Origin of the sequence: Gordonia sp. (in: high G+C Gram-positive bacteria) (assembly GCF_049299075.1) — a bacterium.
Taxonomy (GTDB): domain Bacteria; phylum Actinomycetota; class Actinomycetes; order Mycobacteriales; family Mycobacteriaceae; genus Gordonia.
In genome coordinates this window covers 1-11,229 of record NZ_JBAQWU010000348.1, presented here as the reverse complement: position 1 = coordinate 11,229, position 11,229 = coordinate 1, and the positions used below count along the sequence as shown (strand labels likewise).

Genomic DNA, 11,229 nt, shown 5'->3' with positions numbered 1-11,229 from the left:
GGTGTGGACACCGGAATCCAGGGCCGCGACGGTGCCGCTGCCCGCCGGGCGGGTCGCGGCCTTATCGGTCAGTTCAGCAAAGAGATCGTCGAAGGTTTTCACGGTTACCTATTTTCGCACGTCTCGTAAGTGGCGGTCCGGCGGCCTGTCCGGGCCGCCGCGAATAACGCGCCCAGCTCGTCGAGGGTGAGTCCGTCGAGAGATTCGCGAAACACCCGCTTAGTGGCGGGCGACACTGGGACTTGGGACGGGACGACGAGGTGTGGCACCCCGGCGGCGTGGGCCGCGGCTGCACCGGTCGGCGAATCTTCGATGGCCAGACAATCGTGCGGGTCGGCGCCAGCCAGCTGCGCGGCCCTCCGGTAGATGTCCGGGGCCGGTTTGCCGAGGGCCACCTCGTCGCCGCACACCGTCGCGACGAAGCGATCGGCTCCGATGGTCTTGATCGCCACATCGGCGATCTCCCGCTGCGTGTTGGTAACCAGGAGCATCGGGATCTGTGCGGCGGCGATCGTGTCCAGCACAGCGACGGCGCCGGGCCGCCACGGGAGTTCCCGAGCAAAGAGCCCGACCACCAGCGCGACCATCCATGCCTCATCGGCGTCATAGTCGCGGCCCGACTCCGGGAGGTGCGCCGCGTCGTAGATCTTGGTCAACGCGTCGACGGCGTTATTGCCCAGCGTCGACGTCCGCAGCTCCGGCGTCATCTCGACACCGTTCCGCTCCGCGAGCTCGTCCATGGCCAGGTCCCAGATGGGTTCGGTGTCCAAGATGGTGCCGTCCATATCCCACAGGACGGCGGCCGGAAGGACCCGATCGCTCATGCCTTCTCCGCCGCGGCCGGCACCGAAACAGTGGCTGGCGAGTCGGTAGCGGGCGAGTCGGTAGCGGGCGAGTCGGTAGCGTCGGGCGGTGCTCCCAGCCGGCCGAGCGCGAATGCGGCCAGGAACATGATCACCAGCGCGGCAACGACGATCGCGTCGCCGATGTGATCGACGGCCAGGTGCTCCTGGTAGATCGTCAAACCCAGGATCATCGCGACAGCCGGCTTGAGGACCGTCACCGTGGGGAGGCTGGTCTGGACGTCACCGGCCTGGTAGCTGGACTGCTGCCACAGGGTACCGAGCGTCGCGGTGACCGCCATCGCCCAGAACTCCCAGCTGGCCAGACCGTGGAGGAGGCCCTGACCGAAGGCGTCGATACCGGTCTTGGTGAACGGCCCGGAAAAACCCAGGAGCAGACCGGCGGCGACGGCCAGAGTCAACGAACGACCGGTGCCGTGCGGCATCCGGCCGCCCATGAGCACGCAGAACACCACGATCGGGACCATGATCGCGATCGGCACCAGCCACGATTTGCCGGAAGGTTCGGAGATGCCGCCCTTCGGATCACCGAGCACCATGAAGAGGACCAACGCGCCGACCAGCACAGCCGCCCAGATCCATTCTTCGCGCCCCATCTTGCGCTTGTTCCCGTAGGCGGCGAGCGGCAACGCGAAGATCAGCGTGGTGACCAGGAGCGGCTGCACTACCAGTAGGCTGCCGATGGCCAAAGCTGCGCCCTGCGCCACGAATCCCAGGATGTCAGCGGTGATGCCCGCGACCCAGACCTTTCGCTTGACCAGCTTCATGAAGAAGGACGCCCCCAGCGCGTCGTCGCCGGAGACCCCCTCGGTTCCTTTCTGCTGAAGGACCGCTGCGACCGCGAACAACAGTGCCGCGAGCAGCGCGAGGACGATGGCAAGAAAGTTCGCCCACGACCAGTGCACGTCGAAAACTCCTTAGGTGTTGAAGTAATTGGCTTCCGGATGGTGCAGCACGAACGCGTCCGTGGACTGCTCAGGATGCAACTGCAGCTCTTCGGACAGTTCCACCCCGATTCTTCCGGGTTCGAGCAAATCGATCATTTTGGCGCGATCGTCCAGATTCGGGCACGCACCGTAACCGAATGAGTATCGCGCACCGCGGTATTCCAGGTCGAAGTAGCCTTGCGCGGCCGCGGGATCCTGGTCGGCGGCGGTGCCGGCGGCGAAGCGCAGTTCGCTGCGCACCCGCTGGTGCCAGTACTCGGCGAGGGCTTCGGTGAGCTGGACGCCGATACCGTGGACTTCGAGGTAGTCCCGGTAGGAGTTCGCCGCGAACAGCTCGTTGGCGAAGTCGGCGATCGGATTGCCCATCGTCACCAGCTGGAACGGCAGCACATCGACCTGACCGGCGGCGATCGCCTGCTCACGCGAGGCAATGAAGTCGGCGATGCACAGGAAGCGCGAACGCTGCTGGCGGGGAAACTCGAAGCTGTGCCGCACCGGCGCGTCCGGGCGCGGTTCGGTGAGGACATGCACGACGTCGCCCTGGCTGACTGCCGGGAAGTAGCCGTACACCACGGCCGCGTGCGCCAAGATCCCCGCGGTGGCCAGCCGGTCGAGCCAGTACCGCAGCCGCGGACGACCCTCGGACTCCACCAGCTCCTCGTAGTCGGGTCCCTCCGTGCCGCGGGTGCCACGCAGACCCCATTGGCCCAGGAACAGCGCCCGCTCGTCGAGCATGGACGCATAGTCCGCCACCGTGATGCCCTTGACGATGCGGGTGCCCCAGAACGGTGGCGTCGGGATCTCGTTGTCGGTGGCGACCGCCGAGCGCGCCGGGACATCGACCGGGGCTTCGGCGGCCTTGCGTTTGGCGGCGATGCGCTGGGACCGTTCCCGGCGCGCCTTGCGCTCGGCGACCTTGGCGGCCGCCGCCTGCGCCGCTTCGCTATCCGGGCCGGGGCCGTCGCCGCGTTTGAGCGCCATCAACTCGTCCATCAGCGTGAGGCCCTCGAAGGCATCGCGCGCATAGCGGACGTCACCCTCGTAGACGTCGGCTAGATCGCCTTCGACGTAGGTGCGGGTCAGCGCAGCGCCGCCGAGGAGAACCGGGAACTCGCTTTTGCCGCGCGAGTTCATCTCCTCGAGGTTCTCCTTCATCACGACGGTCGACTTCACCAGCAGACCGGACATGCCGATCACATCGGCGCCGGACTCTTCGGCCGCCGACAAGATGGTGGCGATCGGCTGTTTGATACCGATGTTCACCACGTCGTAGCCGTTGTTGCTCAGGATGATGTCGACCAGGTTCTTGCCGATGTCGTGCACGTCACCTTTGACGGTGGCGAGCACGATCTTGCCCTTACCGTCCTCGTCGGTGGCCTCCATGAACTGCTCGAGATGCGCAACGGACATCTTCATCACCTCGGCCGACTGCAGCACGAACGGCAGCTGCATCTGACCGGAGCCGAACAGTTCGCCGACCGTCTTCATCCCGGCCAGCAGGTGCTCGTTGATGATCTGCAGCGGCGGGATCTGGGCGCGCGCCTCGTCCAGATCATCGAGGAGACCGTTGCGTTCGCCGTCGACGATGCGGGCCGAGAGTCGCTCGAACAGCGGCAGCGCGGCCAGTTCGGCGGCCCGCGACTCGCGCGCGGACGCGGCCGAGACGCCCTCGAACAGTTCCATCAGCCGTTGCAGCGGATCGTAGCCTTCGCGGCGGCGATCGTAGACCAGGTCCAGCGCGACCTCGCGATGTTCGTCCGGGATGCGGGCCATCGGCAGGATCTTGGAGGCGTGCACGATCGCCGTATCCAGCCCGGCCTGCACGCACTCGTGCAGGAACACCGAATTCAGTACCTGCCGGGCGGCTGGGTTGAGACCGAACGAGATATTGGAGACACCCAGGGTGAAGTGGATCTGCGGGTATGTCTCGTGCAATCGGCGGATCGCCTCGATGGTCTCGATGCCGTCGCGGCGGACCTCCTCCTGACCGGTCGAGATCGGGAAGGTGAGGGCATCGATGATGATGTCCCCTTGCTCCAAATTCCAGTTGTCGATCAGATCGGTGATGAGACGTTCGGCAATAGCCACCTTGTGGTCGGCAGTGCGGGCCTGGCCTTCCTCGTCGATAGTCAGCGCGACGACGGCCGCGCCGTGCTCGGCGACGTGCTCCATGATCCGGGTGAAGCGCGAGTCCGGACCGTCACCATCCTCGTAGTTCACCGAGTTCACCGCGCTGCGCCCGCCGAGGTGCTCCAGTCCGGCGCGGATCACGTCCGGCTCCGTCGAGTCGATCATGATCGGCAAGGTCGACGCGGTGGCCAGCCGACTAGCCAGCGCCGTCATATCCTGCGCGCCATCGCGGCCGACATAGTCGACGTTGAGGTCGAGCATGTGCGCGCCGTCGCGGGTCTGCTCCTTCGCCGTCTCCAGACACGTCTGATAGTCCTCGGCGATCATCGCCTCGCGGAAGGCTTTGGACCCGTTGGAGTTGGTGCGCTCAGCAATCACCAGGAAGCTGGCGTCCTGATCGAACGGCACTGCCGTGTACAGCGACGACGTCTCCGACTCATGCTGGGGGTTCCTTTGCGCCGGAACCACTTTCGCAACTTCTTGACTGACCCGGCGGATGTGCTCGGGTGTGCTACCGCAGCAGCCTCCGACAAACTGAAGGCCGAACTCGGCGACGAAGCCGGCCAGCGCCGCAGCCATCTCGTCGGCGTCCAGCGGATACTCCGCTCCGGTCGGCCCGAGTACCGGCAGACCGGCATTAGGCATCACCGACACCGGCAGCCGGGAGTGCTTGGACAGATAGCGCAGGTGCTCGCTCATCTCGGAGGGGCCGGTGGCGCAGTTCAGGCCGATGACGTCGACCCCGAGCGGCTCAATGGCCGCCAGTGCCGCACCGATCTCCGAACCGACCAGCATGGTGCCGGTGGTCTCGACAGTGACGTGCGTGATGATCGGCAGGTGCCGGCCCAGCTGCACCATTGCCCGGCGCGCGCCGACCACCGCAGCCTTGAGCTGTAACAAGTCCTGGCACGTTTCGATCAGGATCGCGTCGGCGCCGCCCTCGAGCATGCCCAGGACACATTCGACGTACGCATCGCGGATCACTGCGAAGGTGGTGTGCCCGAGGCTGGGCAGCTTGGTACCCGGACCGATGGATCCGAGCACAAACCGGTCGGTGCCATCGGCGGACGGACCGAACTCATCGGCCACCCCGCGGGCGATGGCAGTGCCTTTGAAGGCGAGCTCACGAATGCGGTCGGCGATCTCGTAATCGCCGAGGTTCGAGAGATTGCAGCCGAACGTGTTGGTTTCCACCGCGTCGGCACCGGCCGCGAAGTAGCTTCGGTGAATGTCGGCAAGTACATCGGGGCGGGTGTGGTTGAGAATCTCGTTGCAGCCTTCCAGACCCAGGAAGTCGCCGTCGACAGTCAGCTCCGCCGCCTGGAGCATGGTTCCCATCGCCCCGTCGCCGATGAGGACCCGCCGCGACATGGCCTGCAGGAAGGTCGTGTCGTACCGGGAAGCGTCAGGCGGAGTGATGGGCATGCCTACCAGCGTAGTTCGCCCCGAATTCGCCGCGACCGTAGGCTGGTCGGCGTGAGCCCCATGACGCCGCAGGACCTGCCGGAATTGCGCAGACCAGTGCTGGTCGCGGCCTTTGGCGGCTGGAACGACGCTGGTGACGCGGCCTCCACCGCCATCGAGCATCTGGCGCTGACCTGGGATGCCACCGATCTGTACGATATCGATCCGGACGACTATTACGACTATCAGTCGGCGCGGCCGACGGTACACCAGGCTGGCGGTGTGATGCGGCGCTTGGAATGGCCGTCGGCTGGCATTTCCTACTGCCGGGTCCCCGGCGGGACCAGTGACCTTGTCCTCGTACTCGGTGTGGAGCCCAATTTCCGCTGGCGGACGTTCTGCCAGGAGATCATCGACATGGCCTTCGCGCTCAACGTCGAACGCGTGGTGACCCTCGGCTCGCTGCTCGCGGACACGCCACACACCCGGCCGGTCCCGATCACCGGGTCGGCGTACAACTCCGAAGCGGTCACGAAGTACGGCTTCGCCGAATCCAAGTACGAGGGACCGACCGGCATCACCGGGGTGCTCAATCAGCTGTTCATCCAGGCCGGAGTGCCTGCAATCTCGCTGTGGGCGTCAGTGCCGCACTACCTCGGCCATCCGCCGAATCCAAAAGCCACGCTCGCGCTGCTGAATCGTTTGGAAGCCGTCCTGGACACCCCGATCCCGCTCGGTATGCTGCCCGCGCAGACCACGGACTGGGAGGAGTCGATCAACGAGATGCTGGCCGACGACGAGGACATGGCGAATTATGTGCGCGAGTTGGAAGAACGGGCGTTGGACGAGCAGAACGACGCGGCTGATCAACTCACCGAGGTGGACGGCGACACCCTCGCCGCCGAATTCGAGCGTTACCTTCGCGGCCGCGGTCCCGCTGACTGAACTCCGGTCAGCCGATGCGATCGATCTCGACGACCGGCGTGGTGATCCGCCAGGTACGCACCGCGGGGTCGTCGACGGCACTCACCCAGAACTGACCGGGTTCTCCGATGCGGCACGACCGAACGCTCAGCAGCGGTATGTCTTGCGAGTCGCGGCGCAGTTCGCTGACTTCCCAGTCGCCCTCGGTGTGTTCGCTGACGCCGGGGGCGCGCAGCAGCGTCTTCTCCGCCACGTCGATCAGGTAGGTGGACGTACGCGTCACGACCACGAATACGCCGTCGGAAGCATCGGGAGGGATCTCGGTCACCGGGGTCACGATCGCAGCCTAATCAACGGGGCGGGGCGGATGCGCAGATCGAAGATCCACGCCCAATAGTGCGTCGACGATGCCGACGATCTGATCGGGTGCCCCCGACGCCGAGCCGATTCCGGCCAGCGCACTCTTGGCCCACCCGTCGATCGCCACAAGCGCCTTCGGAGTGTCCAGATCGTTGGCGAGGTGGGTGCGGACACGTGCGATCACCGCGGCGGCGGCGGGTCCGCTCTCGCGGGCGACGGCCCGCTGCCACATCGTCAGTCGCTCGGCGGCAACGCCGAGTGCCGCCTCGGTCCACATCCGGTCGGCGCGATAGTGACCGTCGAGCAGACCAAGCCGAATGATGCGCGGATCAACGCCCGCGGCGCACAACGTGGAAACCAGTACCAGGTTGCCCAGGCTTTTGGACATTTTTTCGCCGTCCAGGCCGATCATTCCGGTGTGCACATAGTGCCGGGCAAAGCGCCGTTGCTGCGCTAGTGCCTCGCCGTGCGCGGCCGAGTACTCGTGGTGCGGGAAGATCAGATCGCTGCCGCCGCCCTGGATGTCGAAGCCTTCTCCGAGCCGGTTCAGCGCGATCACCGAGCATTCGATGTGCCAGCCGGGGCGGCCGGCGCCGAAGGGAGCGGGCCAGGACGGTTCACCGGGCCGGGCGGCGCGCCACAGGAGCGCATCGATCGGGTCGCGTTTACCGGGCCGATCGGGGTCTCCCCCGCGTTCGGCGAACAGCGTCTCCATGGTCGCGCGGTCGTAGTTCGACTCGTAGCCGAAAACTCCGGTGGCACCGGACCGGAAGTAGATGTCTGGAAACTCCGCATCGTCGACGGCGTACGCCGCACCGGATTTCAGCAGTGCGCCGACGGCCGCGATCACCTCGTCGACCGATTCGATCGCGCCGATGTAGTCACGCGGCGGCAGGATGCGCAGGTTTTCCATATCCGAACGGAACAAATTGGTTTCCCGAGTGCCCAGATCGCGCCAATCGATGCCGTCGCGCTCGGCCCGCTCGAAGAGCGGATCGTCGACATCGGTGATGTTCTGAACGTAGTGCACCTCGTGGCCCTGATCGCGCAGCACCCGATTGACAGTGTCGAACGCCAGATAGGTCGCCGCGTGACCGAGATGGGTCGCATCGTACGGAGTGATGCCGCACACGTACATGGTGGCGACCGACCCCGGCGCAACCGGCTTCACCAGCGCATCGGAGGTGTCGTATAAGCGCAGCGCAGGTCCAGTGCCGTCGATCTCGGGCACCGCGGGCGACGGCCAGGATTGCATGGCGTTCACTCTAGCTTCGGCGGTCAGAACGGTGGCCACGGGATGGCGCGCTGCCCCGGCGGAAAAGGCAGGAGCTGCCCGCCCGCCAATGCCGCGGCACGCTCGGCCAGGGCCGCGATCTCGGCGCGAGAGATCACACTGCGCAACGACGTCGACAGTTCCGACGCCGATATCAGCAACTCGCCGAGGGCCGCCAGATCACCGCGCTGGTCGTCGGCAACCGGTGAGCCGGCCCAACCCCACAGCAGGGTCCGCAACTTCGGCTCGGTGTGCAGGGTCAGACCGTGATCGATCCCGTACAACCGACCGCCCCGGTCGATGAGGATGTGTCCGGCTTTGCGGTCCGCGTTGTTCAGCACTGCATCCAGCACCGCGAGCTGACGCAATCGCGGGTCGGTGCCGTCGTGCGCGAGCGCCACCACCGAGCCGTCGGCGTCGTGGGCACGCAGCACCGGAATGTACCCCGCGGGAACCTCGTCGGCCGGGACGATCTCCACCGGCTCGGGGGTGTGCGGCTCGTCGGGCTGGTCGATCCAGGCCTGCACCATGCCCGGACCCAGCGCGGCCCCGGCGGGGCCTTCGCTGCGCAGCACGGTCTCCGGGATCAGATCCCAGCCCAAGGCCTGATCGATCAACCGGGCGGCCACTTCGCGGCCGGCCAGGCTCCCGTCAGGGAAGTCCCACAGCGGCGTCTCCCCGCGCACTGGCTTGTACACGCAACGCACCGTCGCGTCGTCGAGATGCGCCTGGCAGACCAGCGTCACATTGCTCGCCGAGTCGATCTGGCCCTCCAGGGTGAGTTCGCCAGTCGACAGCACCCGTCGCAAAGTCGTGGTGTCAGGCACGTTCGCCGGAGCCGGGCTCGTCGTCGGCGTCGCCGTCCTCCGTCTCCGGGTCCGCCTCGAAGGCGGCGTCGAAGCCCGGAACCAAACGTCCGAGCATGCCGAGCACTTCGGGGTCCACGAACTCGAGCGAGCGGCTGAACTCGGCGCCGCGCTTGTAGCCGTTGCTGCGGGCACAAAGGTGCCCGTTCGGGTCCAGCGGCTGATCGCACAACGGGCATGCGGGACGGCCCGCCGCCACCACGCGCTGCGAGCGCGCCGAGAACTCGCGGGCGGCCTGGGCGGTCAAAAAGATGCGGACCGTGTCCGGGCCGGTCGCGGTGTCGTCAAGAATCACGTCCTCATCGATCGGCGCGTCGGTCACCGCGAGCAACTCGACGACGACCGACGATCCCTCCGCGTCCCAGCCCAGTCCCATCGAACCGACCTGAAACTCGGCATCGATCGGCATCTCCAGCGGCGAAGTGTCCGAGACCTGGGCTTCCGGCGGAACGGCGGTGCCGAAACGGCGGGCGACCTCGTCGAGCAAGTAGCCGAGGCGGTCGGCCAGGATTAGTACCTGCTGCTTCTCGATCTGCACGCTGAGCGTCTGTGGGCCCGAGGTGACCTGCAGAAAGAAGCTACGATCGCCGGGCTCGCCGACAGTGCCCGCGACAAAGCGTTCCGGGTCACGGAATTCGTGAATCATGCGCGACATGCGCGGCCCCTCTCTGTGCCCGAGCGACTACTCTCCGATGGTTGCTTCAACGGTACCTGCGCTCGATGAGACACACGCGGTTCCGGTCGACCCGCCGACCGTCGCGGCCTGTGCGGGGCGCCGCGGGAGGGTCAGCGCACCGACGTTGTTCACGGTAAGCACCTGCGGGCGGGCCGTGCCGTAGTGCACGACGCTGATCGACGCTGGATCGACGACGATGCGCTGAAACGCGTCCAAGTGCATGCCGAGGGCATCGGCGAGAATCGCTTTGAGCACATCGCCGTGCGAGCACAACAGCCACGGACGCCCGCCGTCGTCGCCCCCGTAGAGCTTGTCGAGCGCACGCACCGCGGTGGTGGCCCGCCGGGACACCTCCGCCAATCCTTCGCCGCCGGGGAACACTGCGGCGGCCGGGTGTTGCTGCACCGTCTTCCACAGCGGTTCGCTGGCTAGATCGCGCAGTGGCCGATTGCTCCAGTCGCCGTAGTCCACCTCCACCACCCGCTCGTCGACGACCTCCGGGGCGGCCCCGCCGGCGCGTTGACCGAGCTGTGTGATGAGTGGCGCGACCGTCTCGGCGCACCGCTGCAGCGGTGACCGCACGACGGCGGTGAGATCCTCGAGCACCTCGGTCAGCCGTCCGGGAAGGGCACCGGCCTGGCTGACCCCGTGGGCGTCGAGGCCAATGCCTTCGGTGCGGCCCGCCAATACTCCGGAGGTATTGGCCGTCGATCGTCCGTGCCGGACCAGGATCACCGTCATACCGTCACCCTAGTGGGCGGACCGCGTCGGTCAGGAGGCCGCGACGACACCGGTGCCGAGCAAGATCAGCACGACGGTACCCAGGATGACGCGGTAGGCAGCGAACCAGTTCATCGAATGATCACTGACGAAGCGCAGCAACCAGGCGATGGCGGCGTAGCCGACCACGAACGCGATGATCGTGGCGAGAACGATCTGCCCACCGGAGGCCTGCAGCCCGATGTTCGTCGGCTCGAAGGCGTCCTTGAGGCTGTAGACGCCGGAGCCGACTACCGCCGGAATGGCGATGAGGAATGAGAACCGGAACGCCGCTTCCCGATTGAGGCCCAGGAACAATCCGGCGCTGGCAGTGGCGCCCGAGCGCGAGACGCCCGGAATCAGGGCCAGACACTGCGCGAAACCCATGATGATCGCATCGCGCAGCGTCAACTGGTCCAACCCGCGGCGTTGCGTCGCGAAGCGTTCGGCGGCAACGAAGACGAACGAAAAAAGTATCAACATGATGGCGATCAGATAGAGGTTCCGGCCCACGGTTCTAATCTGGTCGGTGAACAGAATTCCCAGGATCACGATCGGGATGGTAGCGAGAATCACATACCAGCCGACGCGGTAGTCGATCCCGCGCTTGGTGGCGTCGAACAGCCCCGCGCCCCACGCTCGGAGAATCCGAACGATGTCTTTGGCGAAGAAGACCAGCACCGCAAGCTCAGTACCGAGCTGGGTGACCGCAGTGAACGATGCACCCGCATCGTCGTGAAACCACAGTTCGGAGACGATCCGCATGTGGGCGGAGGACGAAATCGGCAGGAACTCGGTCAGCCCCTGCACGGTTCCGAGAACGATGGACTGCGCCCAGGTCATGTCGGTCACGAGGGACCACTGTACCTACCGCACCGCAGACGGCCCCGATCGTCGACGCGGCGCGCCGATCGGCCAAGATAGGAGCCATGCGCGTGCACCTGAGAAGCGCGGCCGTCGCGGCCACCCTTGCCCTCGCCGCCGGTCTCGCCGCCTGCGGGAACGACGATGCGGTCGGTACCGGGAG

10 protein-coding genes and 1 pseudogene are annotated in these 11,229 nt (G+C 66.3%); 1 reads left to right on the top strand and 10 read right to left on the bottom strand.

Features of this window, described 5'->3' with window-relative positions; all coding sequences use genetic code 11:
- The 4 genes and pseudogenes from hisE to metH all read right to left on the bottom strand — a co-directional run.
- A pseudogene (hisE, locus tag WAW85_RS11045) lies at positions 1-102 on the bottom strand (phosphoribosyl-ATP pyrophosphatase); the annotation flags it as partial.
- Positions 103-104: 2 nt separating this feature from the next.
- Positions 105-824: an HAD family hydrolase gene (locus tag WAW85_RS11040; RefSeq protein WP_422559658.1), complete on the bottom strand. Its 720-nt coding sequence runs from the start codon at positions 822-824 to the stop codon at positions 105-107.
- Positions 821-1,768, bottom strand: coding sequence for a DMT family transporter (locus WAW85_RS11035; RefSeq protein ID WP_422559657.1), 948 nt, complete (start codon positions 1,766-1,768; stop codon positions 821-823). Before WAW85_RS11035 ends, WAW85_RS11040 begins: the two co-directional genes overlap by 4 nt.
- Positions 1,769-1,780: 12 nt before the next feature.
- Positions 1,781-5,365 carry a methionine synthase gene (metH, locus tag WAW85_RS11030; RefSeq protein WP_422559656.1) on the bottom strand — a complete coding sequence of 1,195 codons (3,585 nt, stop codon included), beginning with the start codon at positions 5,363-5,365 and terminating at the stop codon, positions 1,781-1,783.
- Positions 5,366-5,425: 60 nt separating this feature from the next.
- Between metH and WAW85_RS11025 the strand changes: the two genes are divergently transcribed.
- Entirely contained in the window at positions 5,426-6,289 is an 864-nt protein-coding gene (locus WAW85_RS11025) for a PAC2 family protein (protein ID WP_422559660.1), read from the top strand.
- 7 nt (positions 6,290-6,296) lie between these two features.
- Here the strand turns inward: WAW85_RS11025 and WAW85_RS11020 are convergent, their stop codons facing one another.
- Genes WAW85_RS11020 through WAW85_RS10995 form a run of 6 tightly spaced genes read right to left on the bottom strand, consistent with a single transcriptional unit; the run spans position 6,297 to position 11,054 of the window.
- Complete coding sequence (locus WAW85_RS11020) at positions 6,297-6,605, bottom strand: hypothetical protein (protein WP_422559655.1); 309 nt, start codon at positions 6,603-6,605, stop codon at positions 6,297-6,299.
- Between the two features lie 9 nt (positions 6,606-6,614).
- A complete protein-coding gene (mshC, locus tag WAW85_RS11015) occupies positions 6,615-7,883 on the bottom strand; it encodes a cysteine--1-D-myo-inosityl 2-amino-2-deoxy-alpha-D-glucopyranoside ligase (protein ID WP_422559654.1) in 1,269 nt (422 codons plus the stop codon).
- A gap of 23 nt (positions 7,884-7,906) precedes the next feature.
- A complete protein-coding gene (locus WAW85_RS11010; protein WP_422559659.1) occupies positions 7,907-8,710 on the bottom strand; it encodes an SCO1664 family protein in 804 nt (267 codons plus the stop codon).
- A 10-nt stretch (positions 8,711-8,720) separates the two neighbouring features.
- Entirely contained in the window at positions 8,721-9,422 is a 702-nt protein-coding gene (locus WAW85_RS11005) for a DUF3090 domain-containing protein (RefSeq protein ID WP_422559653.1), read from the bottom strand.
- Between the two features lie 27 nt (positions 9,423-9,449).
- Entirely contained in the window at positions 9,450-10,184 is a 735-nt protein-coding gene (locus WAW85_RS11000; RefSeq protein WP_422559652.1) for an MSMEG_4193 family putative phosphomutase, read from the bottom strand.
- Between the two features lie 30 nt (positions 10,185-10,214).
- Positions 10,215-11,054 (bottom strand): undecaprenyl-diphosphate phosphatase, encoded by an 840-nt coding sequence (locus WAW85_RS10995; RefSeq protein WP_422559651.1) that lies wholly within the window; start codon positions 11,052-11,054, stop codon positions 10,215-10,217.
- Positions 11,055-11,229: the final 175 nt, after the last annotated feature.